Source organism: Actinomyces sp. HMSC075C01 (genome assembly GCF_001812965.1).
In the GTDB taxonomy this organism is placed as follows: domain Bacteria; phylum Actinomycetota; class Actinomycetes; order Actinomycetales; family Actinomycetaceae; genus Actinomyces; species Actinomyces acetigenes.
This window is the reverse complement of record NZ_KV810969.1, coordinates 64,155-90,777: the sequence shown is the minus strand read 5'-3', so window position 1 is coordinate 90,777 and position 26,623 is coordinate 64,155. Positions and strand designations below refer to the sequence as shown.

21 protein-coding genes and 1 pseudogene are annotated in these 26,623 nt (G+C 67.0%); 10 read left to right on the top strand and 12 right to left on the bottom strand.

Going from position 1 to position 26,623, the window contains the following annotated elements; genetic code table 11:
• The first annotated feature begins 20 nt into the window (after positions 1-20).
• From HMPREF2883_RS03405 to HMPREF2883_RS03390, 4 genes are all read left to right on the top strand, one after another.
• Complete coding sequence (locus HMPREF2883_RS03405) at positions 21-2,963, top strand: DEAD/DEAH box helicase (protein ID WP_070658980.1); 2,943 nt, start codon at positions 21-23, stop codon at positions 2,961-2,963.
• Positions 2,964-3,021: 58 nt separating this feature from the next.
• Positions 3,022-3,939: a DUF808 domain-containing protein gene (locus tag HMPREF2883_RS03400; protein WP_070658979.1), complete on the top strand. Its 918-nt coding sequence runs from the start codon at positions 3,022-3,024 to the stop codon at positions 3,937-3,939.
• A 70-nt stretch (positions 3,940-4,009) separates the two neighbouring features.
• A complete protein-coding gene (lnt, locus tag HMPREF2883_RS03395; protein WP_081384543.1) occupies positions 4,010-5,644 on the top strand; it encodes an apolipoprotein N-acyltransferase in 1,635 nt (544 codons plus the stop codon).
• A gap of 67 nt (positions 5,645-5,711) precedes the next feature.
• Positions 5,712-6,551, top strand: a complete 840-nt coding sequence (locus HMPREF2883_RS03390; protein WP_070658977.1) for a polyprenol monophosphomannose synthase — start codon at positions 5,712-5,714, stop codon at positions 6,549-6,551.
• An 8-nt stretch (positions 6,552-6,559) separates the two neighbouring features.
• Here the strand turns inward: HMPREF2883_RS03390 and HMPREF2883_RS03385 are convergent, their stop codons facing one another.
• Positions 6,560-6,919 (bottom strand): RNA polymerase-binding protein RbpA, encoded by a 360-nt coding sequence (locus tag HMPREF2883_RS03385; RefSeq protein ID WP_070658976.1) that lies wholly within the window; start codon positions 6,917-6,919, stop codon positions 6,560-6,562.
• A gap of 749 nt (positions 6,920-7,668) precedes the next feature.
• Between HMPREF2883_RS03385 and HMPREF2883_RS03380 the strand changes: the two genes are divergently transcribed.
• On the top strand, positions 7,669-8,790 hold the full coding sequence (locus HMPREF2883_RS03380) for a 6-phosphofructokinase (protein ID WP_070658975.1): 1,122 nt from the start codon (positions 7,669-7,671) through the stop codon (positions 8,788-8,790).
• A 31-nt stretch (positions 8,791-8,821) separates the two neighbouring features.
• Here the strand turns inward: HMPREF2883_RS03380 and HMPREF2883_RS13940 are convergent, their stop codons facing one another.
• Positions 8,822-10,093 (bottom strand): GNAT family N-acetyltransferase, encoded by a 1,272-nt coding sequence (locus HMPREF2883_RS13940; RefSeq protein WP_075401443.1) that lies wholly within the window; start codon positions 10,091-10,093, stop codon positions 8,822-8,824.
• Between the two features lie 421 nt (positions 10,094-10,514).
• Here HMPREF2883_RS13940 and HMPREF2883_RS03365 point away from each other — a divergent pair, with 421 nt between their 5' ends.
• From HMPREF2883_RS03365 to HMPREF2883_RS03350, 4 genes are all read left to right on the top strand, one after another.
• Entirely contained in the window at positions 10,515-11,627 is a 1,113-nt protein-coding gene (locus HMPREF2883_RS03365) for an ABC transporter permease (RefSeq protein WP_070658974.1), read from the top strand.
• Positions 11,624-12,370 (top strand): ABC transporter ATP-binding protein, encoded by a 747-nt coding sequence (locus HMPREF2883_RS03360; protein WP_070658973.1) that lies wholly within the window; start codon positions 11,624-11,626, stop codon positions 12,368-12,370. The genes HMPREF2883_RS03365 and HMPREF2883_RS03360 overlap by 4 nt, the downstream gene beginning before the upstream one ends.
• Before the next feature lie 44 nt (positions 12,371-12,414).
• Positions 12,415-13,038 carry an SGNH/GDSL hydrolase family protein gene (locus HMPREF2883_RS03355; RefSeq protein ID WP_070658972.1) on the top strand — a complete coding sequence of 208 codons (624 nt, stop codon included), beginning with the start codon at positions 12,415-12,417 and terminating at the stop codon, positions 13,036-13,038.
• A 111-nt stretch (positions 13,039-13,149) separates the two neighbouring features.
• Positions 13,150-14,181, top strand: coding sequence for a LacI family DNA-binding transcriptional regulator (locus HMPREF2883_RS03350; RefSeq protein ID WP_070658971.1), 1,032 nt, complete (start codon positions 13,150-13,152; stop codon positions 14,179-14,181).
• Between the two features lie 16 nt (positions 14,182-14,197).
• Here the strand turns inward: HMPREF2883_RS03350 and HMPREF2883_RS03345 are convergent, their stop codons facing one another.
• From HMPREF2883_RS03345 to HMPREF2883_RS03330, 4 genes are all read right to left on the bottom strand, one after another.
• Positions 14,198-16,264: a PTS sucrose transporter subunit IIABC gene (locus HMPREF2883_RS03345; protein ID WP_176747133.1), complete on the bottom strand. Its 2,067-nt coding sequence runs from the start codon at positions 16,262-16,264 to the stop codon at positions 14,198-14,200.
• A 231-nt stretch (positions 16,265-16,495) separates the two neighbouring features.
• A complete protein-coding gene (locus tag HMPREF2883_RS03340; RefSeq protein WP_070658969.1) occupies positions 16,496-18,028 on the bottom strand; it encodes a glycoside hydrolase family 32 protein in 1,533 nt (510 codons plus the stop codon).
• A 43-nt stretch (positions 18,029-18,071) separates the two neighbouring features.
• Positions 18,072-18,317 carry a hypothetical protein gene (locus HMPREF2883_RS03335; protein ID WP_081379582.1) on the bottom strand — a complete coding sequence of 82 codons (246 nt, stop codon included), beginning with the start codon at positions 18,315-18,317 and terminating at the stop codon, positions 18,072-18,074.
• Positions 18,314-19,552, bottom strand: coding sequence for an inorganic phosphate transporter (locus HMPREF2883_RS03330; RefSeq protein WP_070658968.1), 1,239 nt, complete (start codon positions 19,550-19,552; stop codon positions 18,314-18,316). Before HMPREF2883_RS03330 ends, HMPREF2883_RS03335 begins: the two co-directional genes overlap by 4 nt.
• A gap of 308 nt (positions 19,553-19,860) precedes the next feature.
• Between HMPREF2883_RS03330 and HMPREF2883_RS03325 the strand changes: the two genes are divergently transcribed.
• Positions 19,861-21,462, top strand: a complete 1,602-nt coding sequence (locus tag HMPREF2883_RS03325; protein ID WP_070658967.1) for an Hsp70 family protein — start codon at positions 19,861-19,863, stop codon at positions 21,460-21,462.
• 24 nt (positions 21,463-21,486) lie between these two features.
• On the opposite strand, the pseudogene HMPREF2883_RS03320 reads toward HMPREF2883_RS03325, so the two are convergent.
• The 6 genes and pseudogenes from HMPREF2883_RS03320 to HMPREF2883_RS03295 all read right to left on the bottom strand — a co-directional run.
• A pseudogene (locus HMPREF2883_RS03320) lies at positions 21,487-21,808 on the bottom strand (aldo/keto reductase); the annotation flags it as partial.
• 126 nt (positions 21,809-21,934) lie between these two features.
• Entirely contained in the window at positions 21,935-22,462 is a 528-nt protein-coding gene (locus HMPREF2883_RS03315) for a MerR family transcriptional regulator (RefSeq protein ID WP_070658965.1), read from the bottom strand.
• Between the two features lie 317 nt (positions 22,463-22,779).
• Positions 22,780-23,256 (bottom strand): DUF151 domain-containing protein, encoded by a 477-nt coding sequence (locus tag HMPREF2883_RS03310; protein ID WP_070658964.1) that lies wholly within the window; start codon positions 23,254-23,256, stop codon positions 22,780-22,782.
• 131 nt (positions 23,257-23,387) lie between these two features.
• Positions 23,388-24,152, bottom strand: a complete 765-nt coding sequence (locus tag HMPREF2883_RS03305; protein WP_176747130.1) for a transcriptional regulator FtsR — start codon at positions 24,150-24,152, stop codon at positions 23,388-23,390.
• Positions 24,149-24,601 carry an FHA domain-containing protein gene (locus HMPREF2883_RS03300; RefSeq protein ID WP_070658962.1) on the bottom strand — a complete coding sequence of 151 codons (453 nt, stop codon included), beginning with the start codon at positions 24,599-24,601 and terminating at the stop codon, positions 24,149-24,151. The genes HMPREF2883_RS03305 and HMPREF2883_RS03300 overlap by 4 nt, the downstream gene beginning before the upstream one ends.
• Before the next feature lie 257 nt (positions 24,602-24,858).
• Positions 24,859-26,623: ERAP1-like C-terminal domain-containing protein (locus HMPREF2883_RS03295; protein ID WP_070658961.1), on the bottom strand; the 1,765-nt coding region annotated here is incomplete at its 5' end.

The following is a 26,623-nucleotide window of genomic DNA, read 5'->3' as shown; positions in this document are numbered from 1 at the left end:
CGGCCCGTAGGGTGGTTGCCATGAGCTCACCAGCAGAGCGCTATGCCGCATCTCGACGTCGACAGGCCGCCTCCAGCAGTGAGCTCGTCCGATTCGCCCAGGGCTACGACTTTCCCCTCGACCCCTTCCAGGAGGAGGCCTGCGGCGCCGTCGAGAGAGGAGAGGGCGTCCTGGTCGCCGCCCCGACGGGCGCCGGCAAGACAGTGGTGGGGGAGTTCGCCGTGCACCTGGGCCTGGCCCGGGGACTCAAGGCCTTCTACACCGCCCCCATCAAGGCGCTGAGCAACCAGAAGTACCTGGACCTCGTGGCCCGGCACGGTCAGGAGCGGGTGGGGCTGCTGACCGGTGACACCTCCGTCAACCCTCATGCGGACGTGGTGGTCATGACCACCGAGGTGCTGCGCAACATGCTCTACTCGGGCTCGCGAGACCTGGACCGACTGGGCTTCGTGGTCATGGACGAGGTCCACTACCTGGCCGACCGCTTCCGCGGGCCGGTGTGGGAGGAGGTCATCATCCACCTGCCCGCCGAGGTCCAGGTGATCTCCCTGTCCGCCACGGTCTCCAACGCCGAGGAGTTCGGCGACTGGCTCGGCCAGGTGCGCGGCAGGACCGCCGTCGTCGTCTCCGAGGAGCGCCCCGTCCCGCTGACTCAGCACATGATGGTCGGTCGCCGGCTGCTGCCGTTGTACTCCCGCCCCGCGGATGCGGCGGAGCAAGCCGACCAGCTCGACCAGTCTGAAATGCCCGAGCAGACGGGGCAGCAGCCCCCGCTCAACCCAGAGCTGCTCAAGGCCGTCAAGCAGGCCCGGCGTGCCGCCGCCTCCGGTGGCGCATCGAAGAACGGCTACCGCGGCCGCGGTGATGGTTCGGCCCGAGGGCCGCAGCCCTGGAAGCGCTCCGCCCGAGGCGGAAGAGCGCCTCGCCGCGGCGAGGGGGGAGCCCGCACGGCCAGGTTGAAGCCGCCCTCGCGACTGCAGGTCGTCACGGCCCTGGAGGGGGCCCGCCTGCTGCCCGCGATCGTCTTCGTCTTCTCCCGGGCAGGCTGCGAGCAGGCCGTCCACCAGGTGGTCAGCGCCGGGGTGGACCTGACCACCGAGGCCGAGGCGGCACGGATCCGGGAGATCATCGAGCGACGTACCGCTGACATCCCCGCCGGCGACCTGGGGGTCCTCGGCTTCCACTTCTGGGCCCACGCCCTGGAGCGTGGTGTTGCGGCCCACCACGCGGGGCTGCTGCCGGTGTTCAAGGAGACGGTGGAGGAACTCTTCAGTGCGGGCCTGGTCAAGGTCGTCTACGCCACCGAGACCCTGGCGCTGGGCATCAACATGCCCGCCCGCACCGTCGTCCTGGAGTCGCTGCGCAAGTGGAACGGTTCGGCCCATGTCACCCTCAGCCCGGGGGAGTACACCCAGTTGACGGGCCGGGCCGGGCGCCGCGGCATCGACGTGGAGGGCCACGCCGTCGTGCTGGCGGCCGACGACGTCGAGCCGGCCACGGTCTCCTCGCTGGCCTCCCGGCGCACCTACCCACTGGTCTCCGCCTTCCGCCCGACCTACAACATGGCCGTCAACCTGCTCGAGCGCATGCCGCGGACGCGGGTGCGTGAGGTGCTCGAGCAGTCCTTCGCCCAGTTCCAGGCCGACCGCGGCGTCGTGGAGCTGGCCGCTCAGGCTCGCCGCAAACGCCGCAGCCTGGAGGGCCTGGAGAAGGACATGACGTGCCGTCTGGGCGACTTCCGCGAGTACGCCTCCCTGCGCCAGGCCATCGCCGACGCCGAGGCGGACCTGTCGCGGGACAAGTCCGCCTCGCGCCGCAGCGAGACGGGACGGACCATGAGCTCACTGGGACGCGGTGACGTCATCGTCTTCCGCAAGGGTCGACGCCGCCGCCACGGCATCGTCCTTCAGGTCGGCGCCGACCGGACCGGGAACCCGACCGTCACGGTGCTGGGGGAGGACTCCCGGGTCGTCGCCCTGACCCCTGACACGGCGCCAGACGGCGTCATGCGCGTGGGCGCCCTGCGAGTGGCGGACTCGGTGGACCCGCACCGGCCCCGGGACCGGGACCGGCTCGTTCAGCGCCTGGTCGATGCTCTACGTGCCGGGGACCTGGAGGGCGGCAAGCGCACACGCACCCGCTCCAGCCGCGCTCAGGCCCGCCGGGACAGCGCGATCGAGAATCTCGAGCGCCTGCGCCACGAGATGCGATCCCACCCCTGCCACGGGTGCCCCGACCGCGAGGAGCACGCCCGGGTGGGCCGCAAGTGGTCCAGGGCCCAGGCCGAGGCCGAGCGCCTCCAACGGCGCATCGAGACTCGCACCGGCACCATCGCGCGCCTCTTCGATGCCGTCTGCGAGGTCCTGCTCGAGCTGGGTTATTTGCGTCCTGTGGACCGGGGGCACCCGGAGCGTGAGCTGCGGGTCTCCGGTGCCGGCAAGGTGCTGGCCCGGATCTACGCCGAGCGGGATCTGCTCATCGCCGAGTGCCTGCGCACGGAAGTCTTCGAGGATCTCAGCGCCGCAGAGCTGGCCGGGGCGCTGAGCGCCTGCGTCTACGAGCCGCGACTGAGCGCCCAGTCGATCGGGCTGCCCGTGGCGCCCGCATCCAGGCTCGGCCAGTGCCTGCGCGCACAGCTGGGGGTCTCGCACCGGATCCACGACCTGGAGTCCCTGGCCCGCATCGAGGCCTCCTCGGGGGCGGAGCCTGCGCTGGCCGGTGCCGTCCAGGCCTGGTGCGACGGAGCGCAGTTGGCGGACATCCTGGATGCCACGGAACTGACGGCCGGGGACTTCGTGCGCTGGTGCAAGCAGCTGCTCGACGTCGTCGGGCAGATCGCGAGCCTCTCACCGCCACCGGACGCCACCCCCGAGCAGGCCAGGGCGGTCACCGACCTGTCGATGCGCGCCGCCGAGGCCTCCCTGGATCTCAATAGGGGAGTGGTGAGCTGGTCCGCCGTGTGACGCTGGGACTAGTACTCTCGTTCCAGCCGATACTCCGGACGACAGGACTCATGCCCTTATGTCAGGCTTCTTCGCCCTCCTCGACGACATCGCCACGCTCGCCAAGCTGACGCTGTCCACCGTTGACGACACGGCCTCCATGGCCGTCAAGGCCTCAGCGAAGGTCTCGGCGGCTGCTGTCGACGACGTCGCCACCACGCCCCAGTACGTCACCGGCATCACTCCTGACCGTGAGCTGCCGATCATCAAGAAGATCACGCTGGGCTCGCTGCGCAACAAGCTCCTCATCATTCTGCCGATCGGCCTGCTGCTGACGGCCGTGGCGCCGCGGCTCCTGCCAATAGCGCTCGTCATCGGCGGCACCTACCTGTGCTTCGAGGGCGGGGAGAAGATCCTGGAGCGCTTCGGCGGCGCTGCTCACGCCAAGGAGGAGACCGGCCCGGTCGACGAAGCCCAGATCGTCCGTCAGGCCGTGACCACGGACTTCGTCCTGTCCACCGAGATCATGCTGCTGGCCCTGGCCGAGGTGGAGGGGGAGTCCTCCATGCGGCGCATCATCGTCCTGGTCCTCATCGCCCTGCTCATCACCTTCGCCGTCTACGGCCTGGTGGCGGCCCTCATCAAGCTCGATGACGCCGGCGCGCACCTGGCAGGCCACGGCCGCACCGGCACCATCCGCTCCCTTGGCCGCGCGATTGTGACGTCTGCGCCGGCGCTCTTCCGCGGTATCGGGATCGTCGGGACCGTGGCGATGCTGTGGGTGGGCGGCCATATCCTGGCAGTCAACCTCGCCAAGGTCGGTTTCCACCCGCTGCACCACGCCATCGAGTGGGCCGAGGAGCTCACCCACAACCCGGTCCTGTCCTGGATCACTGGAACGGCCATGTCCTGCCTCATCGGAGCCATCATCGGCACCCTGCTGGCCCTGGCCTGGCAGCCTGTGCATCGCGCTCTGGCCTGCCGCCACAAAGGTTAACAATCAAGTTACCCGTATGCTTCACCGCGTGACAGTGCCCTCCCGCTTGCCCTCCAAGCTGCGTACTCGGCTGCTTTCTCGGTCCTCCCTCTGGCTTCGCCGATCAGTGCCCACAGCGGTGGCGCTGCTGGCGGGCGTAGCCACCTACGCCGCCTTTCCACCGATGAACCTGTGGTGGTCGGCCCTCATCGGAGTCGGGGCATTCATGCTCCTCATCCGCGGCCGCGGCTTCTGGGCGGGCACCGGACTGGGGCTGCTCTACGGCTTGGGACTGTTCACGCCCCTGCTGCACTTCACGATGGTGGGTATGGGCAACCCGATCGGCTGGATCGCGCTGACGCTCTTCGAGTCCCTCTTCCTGGCCGGACTCGGAGGGGCCTGGTCCCTGGTGAGCCGCCTGCCACTGCTCCAGGGGACTCAGCAAAGTCGGCTCACGCGGCACGTACCTGCCGGCGCGGCCGGCGTGCTCTTCTTCGCCGTGCTGTGGTCCGGGGTCGAGGAGCTGCGCTCGGTGTGGCCGCTGGGCGGCTTCCCCTTCGGGCGCCTGGCCTTCGCCATGGCGGATGCCCCCATCCTGCCGGCGGCGGCCTATGTCGGCAGCGCCGGGGTGGGGCTGCTGGTGGCACTGGCGGCCGCATGCATCGCTCACGCGGCTCGATCCGTCTATGAGCGCCGCGCCATGCCGGTCCTCGTCTGCGCAACGCTCACGGCGGCTGTGCTCATTGCGCCGAGGACGCTGCCACTGCAGACGCGCGCTGAGAACGGCACCGTCCGTATCGGAGCCGTGCAGGGCAATGTGGCCACAGACTTCGAGGACGCCTACAACCGGGCCCTGGAGGTGACCAGCAACCACACCACGGCGACGAAGCAGCTGGCCGCCGACGTCGGCCCCGGCAGCCTCGACATGGTCATCTGGCCGGAGAACTCCGCGGACCTGGACCCTCGCGACTACCCGGCATCGGCGACCATCGTCGATGAGGCCGCCCAGGCGGTCCAGGCGCCGGTGCTCGTGGGCGCGGTTCCTGTTGTCGGCGACATCCGCTACAACGACGTCCTCATCTGGAATCCCGGAGACGTCTCCGGGAAGACGGCTCATCCCTACTACCGCAAGCACCGGCCCGTGCCCTTCGCGGAGTACATTCCCTCCCGTTCCCTGGTGCGGCGCCTGACCACTCAGGTGGACCGGGTCGGCATCGACATGCTGCCCGGTACCGGCCCCAGCACGCTGACGGTTCCGGCCGTCACCCAGGGGCGGGACGTCACCTTCGCCATGGGCATCTGTTTCGAGGCCGCTTACGACGACTCCCTGCGCGCCGGTGTCGCACAGGGAGGGCAGGCGATCATCATCCCGACGAACAACGCCTCCTTCCTCGACTCCGGCGAGGCCGCCCAGCAGCTCGCCCAGGGGCGCGTTCAGGCGGTGGTCCACGGCCGCAGCGTCATCCAGGCCTCCACCGTCGGCTACACCGCCATCATCAACCCCCGTGGTGAGGTCGAGCAGATCACCCGGCCCTACACCCAGGCGAGCCTCGTGGCCGATGTCCCGCTGCGCAGCTCACACACCGTCGCCGACCGGCTCGGTGCCGCCCCCGGATTCATTCTCCTCGCCGGTGCGGGGCTACTGGTGGGAGCCGGTATCCTGAGCCGGCTGCGCTCAGGACGGAAAGCAGTGGCTGCGTCTGGGAATCGCAGGCGTCGCCGCTGATCTCAGATAACCTCAGGGCGCCGCCACTAGCCTCGGCGCAACACCACCCCCAACCTTGGAGACAGAAGTGAAGGCACTCGTCGTCATCCCCACCTACAACGAGATCGAGTCCCTGCCCACGGCACTGGACCGGGTCCGCGAGCACGCTCCCGAGGCAGACATTCTCGTCGTCGACGACGGTTCCCCCGACGGCACCGGGGACTACGCCGACACCCGCGCGCACGAGGACTCCCACATCCATGTCCTGCACCGTTCGGAGAAGAACGGGCTGGGCCCGGCCTACCTCGCCGGGTTCTCCTGGGCACTGGCCGCCGGCTACGAGCTCATCGTGGAGATGGATGCCGACGGCTCCCACCGCGCCGAGGACCTGGCCCTGCTCATTCAGCGCGCCGAGATGGCCGACGAGCCGGATCTCGTCATCGGCTCACGATGGGTCTCCGGCGGCGCCACCGAGGGCTGGGACGCCAAGCGCGTGGCCCTGTCCAAGGTTGGGAACCTCTACATCAACGCCATGCTGGGTCTGCGCGTCAAGGACGCCACCGCAGGCTTCCGGGTCTTCCGTGCCTCGATCCTGCGTCGCATGGACCTCGGGAAGGTCGAGGCCCTCGGCTACGGGTTCCAGGTCAACATGACCAAGCTGGTTGACGAGATCGGCGGTCGCATCGTGGAGATGCCGATCACCTTCTTGGAGCGGGAGGCCGGACAGTCCAAGCTCTCCGGGGGAATCTTCACCGAGGAGCTGTCCCTCGTGACCCGTTGGGGAGTGGCCAAGCGCTCCGGCCAGCTGCTCGATGCGGCCAAGCTCGCCGGAAACAGGCTGCGCGCCGCCCGTAACAAGCGCCGCCGGGCCACTGCCGGGTACCGGCAGCAGCGTCCGACTGGCTCATCTCGCCAGAAGCGCTCCTAACGGCCCCGTCAGCCGCTGACCCGCTCGCGGTAGACCTCACCACTGCGCAGCGCCTCGAGGCGCTCATTGAGGAGAACCTCGAGCTCATCGACACTGCGGCGCTCCAGGAGCATGTCCCAGTGGGTGCGCGGGGTCTTCTTGGGCTCGTCGGGCTCAGGCTCGTCCTCACCGCGCCGGGCGGCGAGCTGGCCGCACTCGGGGCACTCCCAGGTGGGAGGCACCTCTGCCTCGGTGGACATCGGGATCCTGGTGACGTGCGCCATCGGGCACTCGTAGCTGATGATCATCCGCTCGGCGAACTCGACGCCGTCCTCCGACTCCATCGACTTCGCGCCAATGGTCATGCCTCGCAGTGCGCGGTCTGCCATGCTTCTGGTCTCCTTAGGGCTCGTCTCTCGTAATGTCCCGGCTGACAAAGCGCACGGCTCCTGCGCGGCCTCCAGGGCACCTACGTCAACACCGGGGGAGGGCGCAGTGTTCCCGTTGGGTTACCACTGGGTTCCCCCGGTATCGACGCGATCAGGGTAATGATGATACCGGTTGGCGTCTAACGCGACGTCGTCTGCCCGTTTCAGTGAAGAACTGTGCCGTCTCATGACTTCTGAGAGTTTCGGATGTCATGACATCTGAGACACCGATTGGGAGGCTTGCCGGGGGACCGTGCGGTACGCACCACGCCTGACGAGCTCAGCCCCCGGCCTCCGGGCTCGCCCTTGGGTGAGCGCCTCGCGTTCGTAGGGTAGGTCGCCGGTTCGTACCCTGAACCCCCGAACGCGAGGCATAAGGTACGAACGCGACGCCGGCCTACGCGGCCGACGGGGCGCCACTGCACGAGCGTCGGGTGTACTCCATGGGGACCGGGGGCTCGTGCAGTACGCACAACCCCCGGCCAGTAGATCCCCCCCCTCGTGCAGCAGACCGCCCCGAGGCGGGACTCGGGCCGAAGCGAGTGCTGCGTCGAGGCCACCGAACGTCTCAGAAGCCATGACACTCACATGTCTCTCAAGTGAGGAGACAGCACAGTTTCAGCGAAGAACCTTCTGTCAGCATCACCAGAATCTCCGGAACAGGCGCCTACAGCCTGTGCGGGCTGGCAAGGAACGGCATACTTGGTTCCATGGCTCAGCGTATCGGCATTCTCACGGCGGGCGGCGACGCCCCGGGACTCAACGCAGCGATCCGAGGCTTCGGAAAGGCGGCGATCCAGGAGCACGGCTGGGAGCTCATCGGCTTCCGGGACGGTATGCGCGGCCTGGCCGAGAACCGCTTCACCGAGCTCGACCCCGCCGCCCTGTCCGGGATCCTCACCACCGGCGGAACCATGCTGGGAACCAGCCGGGACAAGGTGCATCGCATGATGGTGGACGGCGAGCCCCGTGACATGGTGCCCACCATTGTGGACAACTGCGAGAAGGACGGGATCGACGCCCTGGTTTGCCTCGGCGGGGGAGGAACCGCGAAGAACGCCAAACGCCTCATGGATGCGGGTCTCAACGTCATCCACCTGCCCAAGACCATTGACAACGACATCGTCCACACTGACTCCTCCTTCGGTTTCGCCACGGCCCTGGAGATCGCCACGGAGGCCGTGGACCGCTTGCACTCGACGGCGCACTCCCACCACCGCATCATCCTCACCGAGATCATGGGGCACCGGGCCGGCTGGCTGGCCCTGGGCGCAGGCATCGCCGGTGGGGCGGACGTCATTCTGCTGCCAGAGATTCCATACTCGGTGGACGCGATCGCGGACAAGATCGAGCGACGCCGCTCCCACGGGTCGTCCTTCTCCGTGGTGGCCGTGGCCGAGGGGGCACTGTCCGTGACGGATCACGCCGAGCTGGAGCACGCCCGTGCCCTGGTCAAGGACGCCTCCAGTCCCGAGCGCAAGGCGATGGCCAAGCGGGGCGTCAAGCGCCTGGAGGCCTCCCACCGCGCCAACACCTTCACCCTGGCCGAGCAGCTGGAGAGCCTGACCGGGCTGGAGGCGCGCGTGTCCATCCTGGGGTACGTCCAGCGTGGCGGTTCACCCTGCGGCGCGGATCGCCTCCTGGGCACGCGCCTGGGCGTAGCCGGGGCCAACGCGATCGCCGAGGGCCGCTACGGGGTCATGGTGGCCGACCGCGGTCAGGGCACGGAGCTGGTACCGCTCAAGGATGTGGCCGGACGCACCAAGTTCGTTCCGGCCGATCACGAGTGGATTCAGGCCGCTCGCGCGGTGGGGACGGCGCTGGGGGACTGAGAGCCCAGTCTGCGGCGGGCGGCTGTGCGCCTCAGTGGGCCAGGAGCGGCCCGGGAGTCCAGGCGGTCTCTCCCGGCTCCACACCGGCCGGAGCGTCTCCGGAGACGATGACGTCGGCGCGCCGCCAGGGACGATCCTTGGCGAAGAAGAGGCGCTCGCCGGCCATCCACCAGTGCCAGAAACGCACCGACTCCTCGGCGTCGCCGTTGACTCCCTCAGCGATGTCCCGCTTGATGCCGCGGCGCTCGGCTACGTCGTCGCTGGTCTGGACCCACACGTGTGCGTCAATGAGGCTGCGGACTGCAGCCAGGCCGGCCCCGGTTCCCTCGACGAAAACCACGGGGGAGCCGGCCGGGATCCGGATGGAGCCCTCGCGTCCATGCTCACACCACTTGTCCGGGACAAGGTCGAGGCTGCCGGCCTGACGCAGCCGGGTCAGGGTGTCGACGTACAGCTGGTCCCAGTCGTAGAGCGGCTCGTTCCAGATGAGGTCATCCAGGTGGAGAACCTGCGCGCCAGGGACGGCCGCGGTCAGCGCTGTGGTGAGCGTGGTCTTGCCCGAACCGCCTCTTCCGTCGACCGCGACGATCGCCGGCCGCCCCTGCGGGGCTCCGACAAGGCTCAGCAGGTGCGCAACGAGCTCATCGGTGGCGCTGACCTGCCACCGAGTGACGGCGGGTTCCTCGGGCTGCAACTCGATGGACTGGTCGGCGTTGACCCATCGGGGGCTCTCTCCGTCGGCGGGCTTGTTCTGGTGACAGCACATAGTGAGTCCTTTCAGGCGACGGCTCATGAGGGTCAGGTCGAGGATCTGACCATGCTTCTCGCCGGCCTGCGGGACAGTGCCGACAGTGGTGAAACCATAGCGCTCATGCAGACGCACCGAGGTCGCGTTACCCGCCTCGATCAGGGCGATCATGGTACGGTCCCCGGCCCGCCGTGAGGCCTCGATGAGGGTGGCGAGAAGCCTGGCTCCCAGCCCTTTCCCTTGAGCCGACGGGCTGAGGTAGATCGAGTCCTCGACTGTGCGGGCGTAGCCCTCGTAGGAGTGCCAGGGACCGGCCACCGCGAACCCGACGACGTCCTGCGGCCTGCCGCTGACGTGAGCGACGAGAGCCGTTCCACGCTGCACCATGGGGGCCAGCCAGGTCTTGGCCTCAACGGAGTTCTGCTCGATGCTGGTCCAGATGGCCAGGGACTCCCGCACGGCAGCATTGCGGATCTGGCGGATCGCGGAGGAGTCCGCCATGGTCGCCGGGCGGATCCGGTAGGTCTGTGCCGTTGTGGTCTCACGTGAGGGCATGTTCGTTCACCTGCTCGATGTACCGGGCGAGGTACTGTCCCGTCAGCGTACTTCGGTCCGTCACCATCTGCGTCAGTGTTCCGGTCAACACGACACGGCCGCAGTCCACGAGGCGGCCTAGGAGCGTCCCCGGTTCAGGTGATGTGCCGGACGTCGCCGACCGGATAGCGAGGACATGATGCCGTGCGCGTTCCTCAGCAGAAAACAAGCCCACTCACTTAACACCGATAATGTACATTATGTCATTCTCACCGGAGCGACACTCTCCCGCGACACGCCGCAGGACTTGGGTGTCTCGCCTGGTCGCCACCCCGCAACGACCACCAACCCTGAACCATCCACCGCGTGACCCCTATGCGGCATGTACCCTCTCACGGAGCGCGCCAGCCGGCCCGCTGCTGACTTTCCCTCAGGGAGCCCCATGTTCCTCGCGCTGCGCGAGATCCGGCACGAACCCGTCCGCTTCACGCTCATCATCTCCGTCATCACTTTGGTGGCTTACCTCACATTCTTCTTGGCTTCGTTAGCCGTGGGCCTCGCCCATCGTTACCGCGCCGGCATCGACGGCTGGAACACCGCCAGCGTCGCCGTCACGGACGCCTCTAACGAGAACCTCTCCGCCTCACGCTTGAGCGACAAGCAGCTGAATGCGGCCACGGACCTGGCCAAGGACAACGGGACCACGGCCTCTGCCCTGATGAGCACGGCAGCTGTTGCCCAGGTACCTGATGTCAAGGACGAGGACGGCGGGGCCTTGCGTGAGGACGTCTTCGCCTTCGGAATCGATCTGGACGGACAGCTCAGTCCGCCTGTGGCCGACGGGCGGGCGATCTCCGCCCCCGATAGCGAGGTCCTCGTCGACGACTCGCTGAAGGCCAAGGGACTCGCGGTCGGTGACACGCTCCGGCTGTTGGGCTCCGACCACGACTGGTCCATCGTCGGCTTCACCCATGACACCACCTTCCAGGCGGCTCCCGTCGTGACCGTGGACAGCCGGGCCCTGAGCCAGTACGGCCCCGCCAGCCTGTCCCCCGCCGTCTCGGCCGTCGTGTTCACCTCCGACCTGACCACCAACAGCAAGGCCACACAGTCCGCCAAGGATGCGGGACTGACGATCCTCACCACCGAGGAGCTCGTTCGCACGCTCCCCGGCTACTCAGCCCAGGTCGTCACCTTCAGCCTCATGATCGGCTCACTGATCATCATCGCCTCCACGGTGCTGGGCATCTTCATCTACGTGTTGACGCTGCAGAAGAGGCCGGTACTGGGCATCCTCAAAGCCCGCGGCGTTCCCACCAGCTACCTCATCCGCTCCGGATGTGCCCAGACCCTCGTGCTGTCGGTCGTTGGCATCGGCGTCGGCCTGCTTCTGACGATCACGACGTCCCTGGTCCTCCCCCGCGCCGTGCCCTTCAGGATTTCCGCTCCGCTGGACCTTCTCATCGTCATGGCATTCATCGTCATCTCCGTCATCGGAGGCTTCATCTCCGTACGGGTCATCTCCCGCATCGACCCCGTGGAGGCCATCTTATGACCGCATCAGCAGCGAGCGAAGCGACAACCCCCGTCATGTCCCTGGAGTCAGTGACCCGGAACTACCGTCAGGGCGATGAGATCGTTCATGCCCTGCGTAGCACTGACCTTGAGCTGCGTGCTGGTGAGCTGGTGGGAATCCTGGGCCCTTCCGGCTCAGGGAAGTCCACGCTCCTGACCATCATGGGCGGCCTGCGCACTCCCTCCAGCGGCACCGTGACAATCTCCGGTCAGCCCTTCTCCGACCTGTCGGAGAAGCAGCGGGCCAGGCTCCGACTTCGGCGCATCGGCTTCGTCCTCCAGGCCTCGGGGCTGGTCCCCTTCCTGAGGCTCAACGACCAGTTCGGCCTGCACGACCGAGCGGCACGATCGAAGGGCGACACTGACAGACGGGACCATCTGCTGGACTCGCTCGGTATCACGAAGCGCGCCCACGCCTACCCCTCCGAGTTGTCCGGGGGCGAGCGTCAGCGCGCTGCCATCGCGGTGGCGCTCTACCACGACCCAGACATCATCCTGGCCGACGAGCCCACCGCATCCCTGGATACTCGACGGGCGCAGGACGTCGCTCATCTGCTCGCCGACCAGACCCACGAGCTGGGCAAGGCCACGGTGATGGTCACTCATGACGAGCGGCTGCTTCCCGTATGCGACCGGGTACTGGTCATGCACGACGGCGTCCTGACGGAGCAGCACATGGCCAAGGATGACGAGAGCCAGAGCGACTCGCAAGATGACCGCTGAGCTGCCCTGGTTCCCTCCAGCCTGGAGAACTACAGTCGGTAGCCGTGTCCACGATCCCCCACTCCGACCACTTCCCCACTGCTGTCTTCCTTGGTGATTCCATCACCACCGGCTGGCGAGCCCTGAGCCATCCCCGCAATCGCTGGACCTCCCTGGTGTGCGAGCACCAGCGGTGGCGGGAAGTGAACCTGGCGGCGGACGGTCTGGGTTTCTTCGCACGACGCGGGGGCCACCTGCCCGGCGGGCAGCGCTCGCCGTCGTGCCGTGACACCGCCTGGCTCGAAGCGGTTCTGCGTTGCGAGCCCGACATCGTCACGATCAGCCTGGGCCTGAACGACGCCGCCTTCCTCCCCTCTCAGCGCGAGCTGGTCGAACAGGCGATCGACCACGACCTCAGCTTCGTCGCCACACGCCTGCGGGGTGTGCCAGTTGTCATTGCCCCCTACTTTCCCTCACTGGAGGCCGGCCCACGCTTCCAAGCCGTCCGCCGCCTCGTTCATGAGAGGGCCACCTCCCTGGGTCTGACCTCGACCGACGCCTTGAGCACGGCCATCAACGCTGATGAGGACCGGCTGGCCATCGACCAGATCCACCCCGACGACGCCGGACACGCCCGAATGGCCCGCGCCATGATCTCCTTCTACGCTGAAATCCTGCCCGACACGTAACACTTCCAACCACGTTTACGCAGGTCAGTTGGGTAATGGCCCCCTCGAGGCATATGCTTGGCGGCAGATCGCACTCACCGTGACCGACTGAAGGAGCTCGAGGACCCACTCGTGGAGTCACACCGCGAACCCACACTGGCCGATGTCGCTCAGGCTGCAGGCGTCTCACTGACCACAGTCTCCCGCGTGCTCAACAACCGCGGTTACCTCTCCCAAGAGACACGGGAGCGGGTGGCTGAGGCGATTGCGCAGCTCAACTACCGCCCCAATCAGATCGCCCGAGCACTGCACGGCAAGTCGACGCATTCGATCGGCCTGATCGTCCCCACCGTCGCCCTGCCCTTCTTCGGCGAGCTGACCGAGCACGTCGAAGACTTCCTCGCAGAGCGCGGCTACAGGACCTTCGTCTGCAACTCCATGGGCAAGGCGGATCGGGAACGCGAATACCTCGACCTTCTCGTCTCCCACCGGGTCGATGGCATCATCTCCAGCGCCCACAATGACGGCCTGGCCGACTACAGCTCGATCCGCCTGCCCCTGGTCAGTGTGGATCGGGACCTCTCCCCCATCGTCCCCAATGTCCGCTGCGACAACGAGGCCGGCGGTCGGCTCGCCGCCGAGCACCTGCTCAAGCGGGGGGCGCGCCGCCCGGCCCTGCTGACTTCTCGCACGGGAACCCACAACCTGCGGGAGAAGGGCTACCGCCAGGTGCTCCAGCGGGCGGGTATCGAGCCGGTGGTCCTGACCGTCGACTTCAACACACCCAATAGTGAGCGCCCCGGCCTCATTCGCGAACGGCTCAACCTCGTGGCCGACGACGTCGACGCGGTCTTCGCCACCGACGATCTGGCTGCCGCGCAAGTGATGGAGTGGGCGGCCCAGCGTGACCTGAGGATTCCGGACGACTTCAAGGTGATCGGCTTCGACGGAACGGTCGCCATGCAGCACGCCCTGCCGGCGCTGACCACGATCCAGCAACCCATTACCAAGCTGGCACGGGCAGCGGTCGACCTGCTCCTGAACCGGATCGAGTCGGCGACGGCCGTCTCCTCGGAGAGCACGCAGTCGGGCGGTCCCGGGATGAAGGACCTGCAAACTCCCTCCCCCATGCCGGTGAAGCTGCTGCCCGGCCGTACCGCCTAGTGATCCGTTGACTGGATCAGGCCGTGGCCTGTGCGGCGTCGGCCTGAGCATTCTCCTTGCCGTCATCGGAGTCGTCGGTCTTGCGCACAACATCGAAGAGGGCATCACCTCGGTGAATCGTTCCGGCACCGTGCTCCTCGATTCCCTCGTAGCCCTGGGCGTTGGAGACGACGATGGGGGTGACGGTCTGGTAGCCGGCGGCTCCGACGGCGGCCCAGTCGACGTCCACCAGCGGCATGCCGCGCAGAACCTTGTCGCCTGCCTTGACCTTGGGGCTGAAGTGCTTGCCCTCGAGCTGGACGGTGTCCATGCCGACGTGAATGAGCAGCTCGACTCCACTGGCGGCTCGCAGCCCGTAGGCGTGACCGGTCGGGAAGGCCACGAGGACCTCTCCGTCGACCGGGGAGACAACCGAACCCTCGGAGGGGGCGATGGCCATACCCGGGCCGAGCATGCCCGAGGCGAAGGTCTGGTCCTCCACCTCGGACAGCGGGATAGCGCGCCCCTGGATCGGAGCGGTGACGGTGAAGTCCTCGGCGGCCTCAGCGGGCAGCTCGACGGTCTCGGCGTGCTCGGCCATGGCCTCGGCTTCCAGGGCGGCCTCATCGGCGTCGACGTCGTCACCGGCCAGAGAGGCCTTACCACGGGTGGTGCCGTAGGCGAAGGCAGCGCCGAAAGCAGCGAAGAAGACGATGACCTCGAGGATGAGGTACTTGACGATGTCGTCGGGAACGATCGAGACGAAGCCGACGAATCCGGCAGCGCCCAGAGCCTGGTTGTGGATGTCGAGCAGGGCGACGGCGGCGCCTCCGAGGGAGGCCACGCCCATTCCGATGAAGAATGGCCAGCGCAGGCGGAGATTGACACCGAAGATGGCGGGCTCGGTGATACCGACGATCGCGGAGACACCACCAGCACCGGCCAGACCCTTCATCTTGGAGTCCTTGGTCAGGAGGAAGACCGCCAGGGTCACGGCACCCTGGGCGATATTGGCCATGGAGGCGATCGGGAAGATGAAGGAGCCGGGACCGCCGCTGCTCATCTGTGCGATGAGAGGCAGCTCCACTGCCGGGAAGGACTGGTGCAATCCGGTAACGACGATCGGCGAGTAGACCAGGCCGAAGAGGAAGCCACCCACGGGTCCGGCGGTCGTGTACAGCCAGCTCAGGCCGTTGGTGATGCCGTCGGAAAGCTCGCGTGCCAGAGGGCCGACGACGACGAAGGTGAGGAAGCCAGTCACCAGCAGCGTGATGAGCGGGGTCAGCAGGAAGTCGGCAGTTCCCGACAGGCGCTTGTGAAGCCATTTCTCGATGTATGCCAGCAGCCATGAGACGCACAGGACGGGGATGACCATGGCCTGGTAGCCGATCTTGTCCACCGTCAGGCCGAAGAGGTGCCACACCTCAATGGTGCCGGCCTGTCGAGCTGTCTCGATCTCGTAGGCGCTGGTCAGTTGAGTGGAGACCATAGCGGCCCCCATGGCCGCACCCAGGTAGACGTTGCCGCCGAAGCGCTTGACTGCGGAGAAGCCGACGAGCACCGGCAGGAAGGCGAAGGCTGCCGAGGATACGAGGTTGATGACGTCGTCGTAGTCGGCAAGCCATGAGAACCGGTCGACGAGTCCATAGGCGCCAGTGGGGTTGTCCGAGGTGACAAAGGAAGGCGCAGTGAAGAAATCGGCCGTGAGGACGTTGTGAATTGCCATCATAAGACCGCCGGCGACCAGGGCCGGAAGCAGCGGGACGAAGATATCCGCGATGGTCTTGATGAAGCGGGAGAGCGGGTTACCGCCCTTGGCGGCCTGCTCCTTGGCCTCGTCCTTGGAGACCTCCTTGACGCCTCCGGTTCGGATCATCTCGGAGAAGACGAGGTCGACGTCTCCGGGTCCGACGATGATCTGGAACATACCGCCCGCAATGAAGGTGCCCTTGAGGTCGGGGTCCTTGTCGAGAGCCTTCTGATCGACCTTGTCCATGTCTTTGAGGACAAGACGCAGACGCGTTGCGCAGTGCGCTGCTGCGTTGATGTTGTCGGCGCCACCGACGTATGTCAGGACGTCCTTCGCCACGCGGGCGTGATCCATTGCCACCCGGGGGTTCCTTTCTCGTGATGGGACCGCAGCACCTGGGAGGGCGGGGAAACCCAACGGTCGGGATCATCGCTGACTCCCTGCGGCCACACCTGTGTCAATCGATAGTCACGTTACAGTGAGTTAGAGCACCCTGCAACCGGAGAGAAAGGTCCTGGTCAATTCCCTGTCTTCGCCATGTTCAGGAGCCCTTTGCTCCCGTGGCGACGCCACGTCGGGAAGGCCTCAGGACGGTGCGAAAGTCCTTGTGCTGCCAGCTGTCAGCGTGAGGCTCTCCCCCACCATCAGTCGCGCTCCCGAGCTGTTGATGTCGACGAAACTGCGCAGGGTGAGCACCAGCGCCCCGTCACCGACGAAGACCTCAGTCAGCGAGCGGTCGTGGATGACCTCCAGCACCTGCTCGCATCCTTCAGGAAGCGTTACAACGCGCGTGGAGCCGTGCTGGGTATAGCGGGAGGTGGAGCGATCCACCCGAAGCACCCGCCCGTCCAGAGTGATGTCCACGTGCGAGTCATCCGATCCGATTCGCAGTCCCCACGGCCCCGTGGTCTGCTCTGCGTCGGCCTCCAGGCGCAACTGCCAGCTGCGGTGCCCACTGAGGTGGTCGATCTCATAGATGCCCGTCTCCAGGTACTCACCCACGAGAACCGGCTCCCCGGCGTCGTATGGGAGACAAACGGCAGGGCGCTGGACGAGTCTCCCCGCTTTGAGACTCAGCATCCGAGGCATACTCAGGGCGTGGACCCACTGTCCGGTCTCGATGGAGGGCTGGTCGTCCTCGGAGGCGTTGCCCGCCCACCCGGTCAGCAGCACCGGCCCTGGCTCGGAGGGACGCCGGGCGAAGACCTGAGGGGCGTAAAACTCGAAGCCCCGGTCGACCTCGTAGAAGACCCCGCCGGTGTCTTGCAGCTCAGTGCCCACGAGGTGACCCACCGTGTAGACGCAGGGGAAGATGTTCTCAAAGCCCTCCCTGTCGGGGTTGATGCCCTGCGGGCACCAGAAGAGAACGTCCCAGTCCTCACCGGTGTCCTCGTCCTTCAGCCGCACCAGGCCGGGGCACTCCCACATGTACCCGAAGGAGTCGAAGGCGCCTCCGGCCCCGGGGAAGCTCAGCTCCCCCTCCAGCTCCCAGGAGACCAGGTCCCGGGAACGGTACAGGACTGCGGCTCCGGTGGCGTTGGCGCGCTGGACCCCGATGAGCATCCGGTACTCCCCCGGTCGGTCGGCGTCCCGGAAGACCTGCGGGTCGCGGTAGTGGGCGGTGTATCCCTCAGCATGGGTGGGGATGAGGGGGTTGCCGGGCCACTTGATGAAGTCGGTCAGGTCGCCACTGGTCACCAGGCACTGGCTGGCGGTGCGCTCGTCGGTCACCGGGTCCTTGAGGTTCCCGGTGTAGAAGAGGTGATAGGGAACCTGAGCGGCTGCGCCGTTGAGCTCAGCCCCCTCCAGCACGATCGCGTTGCCGGAGTACGCCCCGGAGCGGTCGTAGGAGGAGTCCGGGATGACCGCGGGGGCGTGGTGGCGCCAGTGCAGCAGGTCCGTCGAGGAGGAGTGCCCCCAGTAGACCAGCTTGCGGTGGGGGTGAAGAGGACTGAACTGGTAGAAGGCGTGGTAGGTGTCGCCGTCGACCAGCAGTCCATTGGGATCATTGAGTCGCCCCACCGGTGGGACAACGTGGAAGCGGGGATAGTCCGGGTCATCAGCCGCCGTGGACGCGGCAATCGCATCCAGGGCCAGGCCCTTAAGGTCCTCAGTCACGATCGGATGTTAGCAGGGCCACTGTCGCGTACTGGGGCGGTTCTCAGTGGAAGTACGGGATGATGAGCCACAGGCCGAATAACGCGATCATGGCCGCAATGGTGATGAAGACGCCCGCCAGGACCTGAGCCAGACGCACCCCTTCGACCTCGCCGGCCTCGTGCTTGGCGTGCACGATGGCCAGCATGCGAGCCGCCAGCGAGCAGATGGTGAGGATGAAGGCGGTGCCCAGCACCGTCACTGACGCCACCAGCCCCAGCGAGCCCCAGTCGATCGCCATACCGGTCATGCCATGGATCCTGTCGTCATCCGATGCGTACTGTCCTGGTCCGTCACGCCGTTGACGATCTCCGAACGCACCTCGTCCAGCGTCAGCGGTTCACGTCCCAGCTCCGGTCCCTGCTTGACGACGACGATCTCGGAAGCGTCATTGACATTGGAAAAATCCACCCGGTTGTGGTCCGCCTGACGGATGATGGCCAGGGCTCCGAGAATGAGCAGGCAGATAACGGCAATCGTGCCCGGCACCCCGCCCTTGACCGCGACATAGGACGTGGCGGCTCCCACCAGGCCTGAGCACGGAAGCGTCACCAGCCAGGCGATCCCCATCTTGCCAGCGGTTCTCCACGAGACCTTGGTGCCCCGGCCGATCCCTGAGCCCAGGATCGACCCGGTGCAGATGTGGGTGGTGGACAGGGCGAAGCCCAGGTGGGAGGAGGCCAGGATCGCCACCGTTGAGGCGGTCTCGGAGGCGAAGCCCTGCGGCGCCTCGACATGCACCAGCCCGCGCCCCATGGTGCGCATGATGCGCCAGCCGCCCGAGTAGGTGCCCAGACCGATGGCGAGGCCCGCTGCGGCGATGACCCACCAGTGGGGGCCGGTACCGGCCTCCTGGTAGCCGCTGGCCACCAGCACCAGCGTGATGACCCCCATGGTCTTCTGCCCGTCAGATGTGCCGTGAGACAGCGCCACCAGCGATGCGGTGACCCGCTGACTGTTGCGGAAGAGCCTCTCGGAGTAGGGGTTGGTCGGATGCGCGATGCGGTAGGCCAGGGCTGTGGCCAGCGCTGCCGCCAGCCCGGCCACCACCGGTGCAATGACGGCGGGCAGAATGATCTTGGAGATCACCGTCCCCCAGTGGACTCCCTGCACCCCGGCCGCCACCACGACCGCTCCAATGAGTCCTCCGAACAGGGCGTGGGACGAGGACGACGGCAGTCCGAACAACCAGGTCGCCAGGTTCCACAGGATGGCGCCGGCCAGACCAGCGAAGATCATGGCCGGCGCCGCCTCGATCACCGTGTCGTCGAACATGCCGTGAGAGATCGTCTTGGAGACCTCGGTCGACAGGCAGGCACCGACGACGTTGAGCACGGCGGCGACCAGAACCGCTCTTCTGGGCGTGAAGGCGCCTGTCGCCACCGACGTCGCCATCGCATTGGACGAGTCGTGGAAACCGTTCGTGAAGTCGAAGATGAGGGCCGTCACGACGACAACGATCACGAGGAAGAGAATGGTGCTCATACCGTTCCCGATGGGAGATTTGGCTGCCCCTCTCGGCCGCCCTGGCAGACGGTTGCGGAGGTCCGGGTCGCGTGAGCGCAACCCACTAGTATTGTTACCCGCCGACCCCCCTGCTGCCTAACCAATCGCATACGAACCTCGCACCGGTTCCGGACGGCTCATAAGCACGTCATGCCCACTCCCCAGCAACACGGTCTTTCGTCCCATCTCAGGGGCAAAGCCGCTGAGCCAATTGTCACGTTCCACAAATTCCTCTCGACATGGTGGCATTCCCCGGAAAGAGGGGCCCGTCACGATAGGGTCAACGCATGGCAGCGGACACCATGAAGAGCCTGGACAGCATCGGCAGCGGCATCCTCCCCGACCAGGGGATCGACTCCGAGTCGGCAACGGACATCGACCTGGGTATCGATCTGGGGACGACACGCACCGTCGTGGCACGTGCTGATCGGGGGAACTATCCCGTTATCAGCTTCACCGACGAGCACGGTGACGAGCACGACTTCATCCCCTCACTGACAGCACTGCACGAAGGCGCGCTTGTTCACGGTTTCGCCGCCAGGCAGGCCGCTCACCAGGGGGCTCCGTTGCTGCGCAGCCTCAAACGGGCCCTGGCCTCCCCCACGCTGACGGCCTCGACGCCGGTACGGTTGGGAGACCAGACCTTCTCCGTTTTGGAGGTTCTCACCAGCTTCCTGCGCCACCTTGAAAGCGAGCTCGCTGAGCGGGGCATCGACATCGCACGCGCCCGCGTGGTGGTGGCGGTGCCAGCCCACGCCTACGGCGCTCAGCGTCTTCTGACTCTTGAGGCCTTCCAGCAGGCGGGCTTCCGTGTCGCCGCCATGCTCAACGAGCCCAGTGCAGCCGGGTTCGAGTACACCCATCGCAAGGCGACCACCGTCTCCTCCAGGCGCACTCGGGTGCTGGTCTACGACCTGGGCGGCGGCACTTTCGACACCTCACTGGTCGACGTCGTCGGCACGTCTCACGAGGTACTGGCCTCTCACGGACTGGGGGACCTGGGCGGGGACGACGTCGACCTGCTCATGGCCACGATGGCCCTGAACCGGGCGGGCATCACCGAGGAGGACCTCTCCCCCACTGAGCTCGACGACCTGCTGGACCAGTGCCGGGATGCCAAGGAGCACCTCACCCCTCAGAGCCGTCGGGTGCTCATCATCCTGAGGGGTCAGGACGTCGTCCTGCCCGTGGCCGACCTGTATCAGGCCTGCACGCCGCTCATTGAGCGGTCCTTGGACACGATGGCCCCCCTCGTCGGCAGGCTGGACGACGGGAGCCCGGATCTGACCGATATCGCCGGCGTCTACCTGGTCGGCGGCGCCTCAGGTCTGCCTCTGGTGCCCAGGCTCCTGCGGGAGCGTTTCGGTCGCAGGGTTCACCGCTCCCCCTACCCCGGGGCCTCCACCGCCATCGGTCTGGCGATCGCGGCGGACCGCACCAGCGACTACGACCTCACCGACCGACTCTCACGGGGCTTCGGTGTCTTCCGCGAGGCCGACGGCGGTCATCGTCTCACCTTCGATGCGATCCTCAGCCCCGAGTCAGTCCAGGCCTCTCCCGGTGGCCGGGAGGGTACGGTGCTGACCCGCGAGTATGATGCGGCGCACAACATCGGCTGGTACCGCTTCGTGGAGTGTGCCGGTGTCGACGAGGGCGGTGAACCCCGCGGCGAGATCGCACCCTACCAGGACATCGTCTTCCCCTTCGAGGCCCCACTGCGGGACGTCGACGACCAGGAGCTGAGGACCTACTCGGTGGAGCGGCGCGATCACGGACCGCGGATTCAGGAGCACTACCGCGTCGATGAGGCCGGTCTGGTTCGCGTCACCATCACCGACCTCACCGACGGATACAGCCGCCGTTACGTTCTGGGCAGGCGCACTCTGTAGGCGCAAGGCCGACCCCACAGCGGGTCAGGAGCGCGCGGCATCGGAGACCCGGGTGAGAGCCCGGGTCTCCTCGTCACTGACACCTCGAAGGTCAGTGCCTCCACGATCGGCCGAAGCTGACTCAGGTTGCGCGCCGAGGCCAACGGAGCGGTGACACCGGGACGATCACACAGCCAGGCCAGTGGCACCGCTGCCGGATGCGCTCGGGCGTGTAGTTGGACAGCCCCACGTGCCGGATCCTGCCGGCGAGACGGGCCTCTTCAAAGGCGCCGACGATCTCCTCCAGCGGAGTGGACTCATCGTCGAAGTGGGCGTAGTAGATATCAATGACGTCGGTGCGCAGCTGCACCGCGGCGATACTCGCCTTGCCATGAGTCGGATCGACTCGGCCAGAATATGCGTGAGGCTGGAACCGTCACCACGGTTCCAGCCTCAGCGAATAAGCGCTCTGATGGCGCGCGCCTCGCGTCGCTCAGATGGCCTGCTGGCGCTTGGTGGCGCGACGCTTGGCCAGCTCGTCCTCGACCAGCGGCGTGCCGAGAGCCTGAGCGTGATCGACGGGCAGGTCCGCCAGCGCTCCCTCAACCTCGTGCCACACCCGCCCCACGGCGATGCCGAAGACGCCTTGGCCGCCGGCGACCAGGTCGACGACCTCGTCGGCCGAGGTGCACTCGTAGACCGAGGCGCCGTCGCTCATGAGAGTGATGGAGGCCAGGTCCTCGACACCGCGGGAGTGCAGGGCGCTGACGGCCGTGCGGATCTGCTGGAGCGAGACCCCGGTGTCCAGGAGGCGCTTGACGACCTTGAGGACCAGGATGTCGCGGAAAGAGTAGAGGCGCTGAGAACCCGATCCTTTGGCACTTCGAATCGACGGCTCGACCAAGCCGGTGCGTGCCCAGTAGTCGAGCTGGCGGTACGTGATACCGGCAGCGCGGCAGGCGACCGGCCCGCGGTAGCCCGAGTCGGCATCGAGCTGGGGCAACGGGTCACCGAACAGCATGCCCTGAGTACGCTGAGGCCTTGCTATCGCACTGGCTTCATTCATGCTCACGACCTGCTCCTGTCGCCGGAAGAACACGCACCTGAAACTGGTGCGGCGGCACGCCTCGTGCGGCCACGGCTCCACGATAGGGCCACTTGGGGCGATGCTCAACGAAGGGCACGCCTCATCTCGGTGTGCCGTCGGGCGTGAATCTCTAGCTGAGGTCAACAGTTGCCTCCCAGGCGCCCACTATTCCCTGCGATGAAGCCAGTTCTCCGCCAGTACGTCACTTTCAACAAGTGACACAGATTACAACATTAGTCACACGAGTCACATCAGTCCCGCGTGTCGTCATCGGCGAGATCATCAGTCTGCGACAACATTCGCTGCCACTGCTCAAGTCTCTCCGCCCCGTGGTCGTCACTGAGATCCACAGCCCTCAGGCGCGTCAGCGAGCTGCTGGCATGCACCGGGAACCGGTGGTATCCGCTCAGAAGCAGCCCCTCCCCCGGAGTGCAGGCAACCGTCATCACCCGACTGGTACAGGCAGGAGTCTCAACGATGAGTCTGGCGACGATGCGCGCGTCATCGTCAACGTCGAGCTCAGTGCGCCCGATCCGACCACCCAGTGCCTCGACGACGTCGTCAAGGAGCCGTGGCCAGGAGGGCGACCGGTGCGAGCCGTGAGCCTGCAGCGCCAGTCCCTCGTGCGCCGTCACCGGAATGGCCAGCATCGCCGGCCCGCCGTCCTCCACGAGGACGGCGACCAAGCCGTCATCAGGATCAGTGGATCTGACACCCACCAACTGCATCAATGGCACGTTCCAACCCTACGGGAGGCAGTCCCCCCTGTCCCGGGAACACGCAACCGACGCACGCTGACCTTCGTCGACACGCGCGGCCCGGCCTGGTCAACGCCTACTGGGCGTGCGGGCACCCGCTGTCAGCCCAGAGCGTCGACAGCGCGACGCAGCAGAATCGTGTGCAGATCCGCGACGAGCTCGGCCAGTTCCCGAGCCGTCTCCTCACCGGCACTGCGCGACCGCGAGCGGCGCGGGGCCACCGCCTGATCGATCGTGTCCGCCTCCCGCTCAGCTGAGGCGCGTACCGCACGCAGGTTGCGCAGGGGCACTCCCTTGCGGGTGATCTCCATGGCCAGACGCACGGTCCTCAGGTTCTGCTGACTGTAACGCCCCCGAACATCGGGACTGATGAGTCCGACGGCGACGAGCTCCTCGATCTGGGACTCACTGGCACCGGAGTGGGCCAAGAGCGCCTCCAGGTCCATGGGGCCGTCGTCGACGATCTGCCCGTCTCGGGCGACCACCCGAGCAACAGGCTGCGGAGCGGGGGCCTCGACGTCGGCGTCCAGCCGTGCCAGACGGTCACGGATGACGTGCAACGGGAGGTACTCGTCGCGCTGCACCGCCAAGGCGTAGCGCAGACGCTCCAGGTCCGCCTGCGAGTAGCGGCGGTACCCGTTGCCGACACGATGAGGACTGATGAGCCCCTCACCCTCGAGATAACGAACCTTGGAGATCGACAGGGCAGGGAACTCCACCTTGAGCAGATCCACCACCTGCCCGATCTTCATCACGGGCTCTCGAGAGATTCCGCGGGGCCAGGTCTCGCCTGCCGGGCGCTCAGAGGCTTCAAGCAAGGAGGAGGGGGCGTCTCGCTTCTTGCTTCGTGCGGTTGCAGCGCTCACCGAGACGCGGCTCCGCCCTGGGGGCCGGGGTGGTAGGTCATCCGGTACTTGCCGATCTGAACCTCATCACCGGAGCGAAGAGCCGCCTGCTCCACGCGCGTGCGATTGACGTATGTTCCATTGAGTGAACCGGAGTCACGGACGCCGTACCCACCATCGGGCAGAGATGAGAAGACCGCGTGCTTCCTGGAGACGGTGACGTCGTCGAGGAAGATGTCGGCACGGGGGTGGCGCCCGACCGTCGTCTCCTCGGCGTCCAGGAGGAACCGCGCACCGGTAGTCGGCCCGTGATGGACGAGGAGAAGCGCCGTTCCCGACGGCAGTGCAGCGATCGCAGCGGCGTCCTGCTGGCTCAGCCCCACCACCGGGGAGTCAACTGAGTTGGCGACGTCAACGACCCCGAAGGTCTGTGTGGAGGAGGGATCCTGCTCGATCGGACTGCTCGACATTATTCCTGCCCCTCAGTTCGTTGCGGCGCCCGGTGCGCCGCCTCAGGGACCACCATACCGTTCGTTGCACCGCCGTCGAGTCAACACCACGACACGGCCCTCCATGATTGTCCACGACCCTACCCGCTGCACGCCCGCAACAATGCCCTCGAGGTGACCAGGAGCACCGATTGAAGGTCTCAAACAGGTCACGGCTCCGCATTGATGTTGGTCAGGCTAGGACAAAGGTCTCACAGGCATGGAGATGGTCTGAGCTCTCAGAGATCCTCTGAGCCGGTGCGCCGAGCGTTCAGAGCACGTCGCAGGTCGTCGAGGCTCTTGAGGACGAGCCGGCGCAGGGCCGACGGTGCCTCGGGGTGCGTCGTGAGCCAGTCCTCGACCGCTTGGGCGTCCGCCTCGTCCCCGCAGGCCGGGAAGAGCCCGTTGACCAACCGGGTGGCGATCTCCTGGCCGCGCCCGGACCACAGTCCGGGAAGCTCCTGGAGGTATCGAGGGGTGAATGCCGCGGTCAGCTCTCGGTGGGCATCGACGGCGAAGCCACCCACGAGGGCATCGATGTGGTCGTTGCTCAAAGCGGTGTCCTTCAGGAGCCGGTCGAAGACCTCGGCCTTGAGGTCCTGACGGGGCATCGAGCTGGAGGCCTGCAGGTGACGGGTGATGCCACTGGCCGTCGGGTCTGCCTTCCGCTGCGCCTCGAGCTCGTCGGCGCTGACGGCGTCCAGTCGCGCCAAGGCGGTCAGGGCCCGCCACCGCATGTCGGCGTCCAGCTCCAGGCCGGGCAGAGCGCCATCCAGGATCTCGCGTGCACGAGTGGCCGCCTGGGCGCTATCCGCCTCACCGAGCAGCCGTGCCTGCCCTGCGGCCTCCAGCCAGGCACGGGCGCGCACGATCTGGGCGTCGGAGCCCGGCGCGGCAGCACGGAGCCTGCCCCACCCGCCGCGCAGGACGGCCGGGTCCGTCTCTTTCGACGGCTCGGTCGAGTCATCGGCCAGGAGGAGCCCCAGGAGCGCACGACGCCTGTGCCCTCCGGCATACCTGCAGGCGACCCGCAGCGCCTGGTTCAGCAGGACGGTCAGGGTGCTCGGCTCGGTGTCGTCGTCGGCGTGTGCCAGGACGGCCTGGACGAACAGCGCCGCATCGATGAGCGCGTCACGCACCAGGTTGTGCAGCATCGACCAGGCCAGGGACCGCGCCATGGGATCGCGCAGGGAGCCGAGCGAGGTGGTCAGGCAGAACAGTGAGGCGTCGTCAGGCCGCACGATGGCGTAGGTGAGGTCCTCGTCGTTGACGACGACGAGATCGGGAGCGGGCAGACCCACGGCCTCGGCGACGTCGAGCCGCTCGGCATCCAGAGTGACCGGCAGCCTGTGGGTGCGTACCAGCGCCCCTCCCCCGTCGAAGGAGTACAGGCCGACGACGAGTGTGTGCGGACGCAGGACGCTCTGCCCGGTCACCGGGTCGGTTCCCTCCTGCCTCAGGGTCAGGGAGGCGATCCGCCCCTCATGAACGGCCAGCTCGTCGGTGATGGCCGAGGGGCCTGCGGTGTGGAGCCAGGCGCGGGCCCAGTCGTGCATGTCGCGGCCCGAGACCTGGGAGAGCACGCGCAGGAAGTCGTCCAGGGAGGCGTTTCCGTAGGCCCTGCGTTCAAAGAGGAGCCCCGCGGCCTCCAGGAAGGTCTCCTGGCCGACGTGGGCGACGAGCTGCTTGAGGACGGCGGCGCCCTTGGCATAGGTGATGCCGTCGAAGGCCTGCCGGGCGGCCTCGACGTCATCGACCTGCGCGACGATGGGGTGGGTGGTGGCCGGCCGGGAGTCCTCCAGGTAGGCCCAGGCCTTACGGGTGGAGGCGAAGCTCACCCAGGCCTCGGTGTAGCCGGCCGCCTCGGCCTCGGCCCAGGTGCCCTGGTGATCGGCGAAGGACTCCTTGAGCCAGGTGTCCTCCCACCACGTGGGGGTCACGAGGTCGCCGAACCACATGTGACACATCTCGTGGAGGATCGTGTTGGCGCGTCCGGCCCTCTGG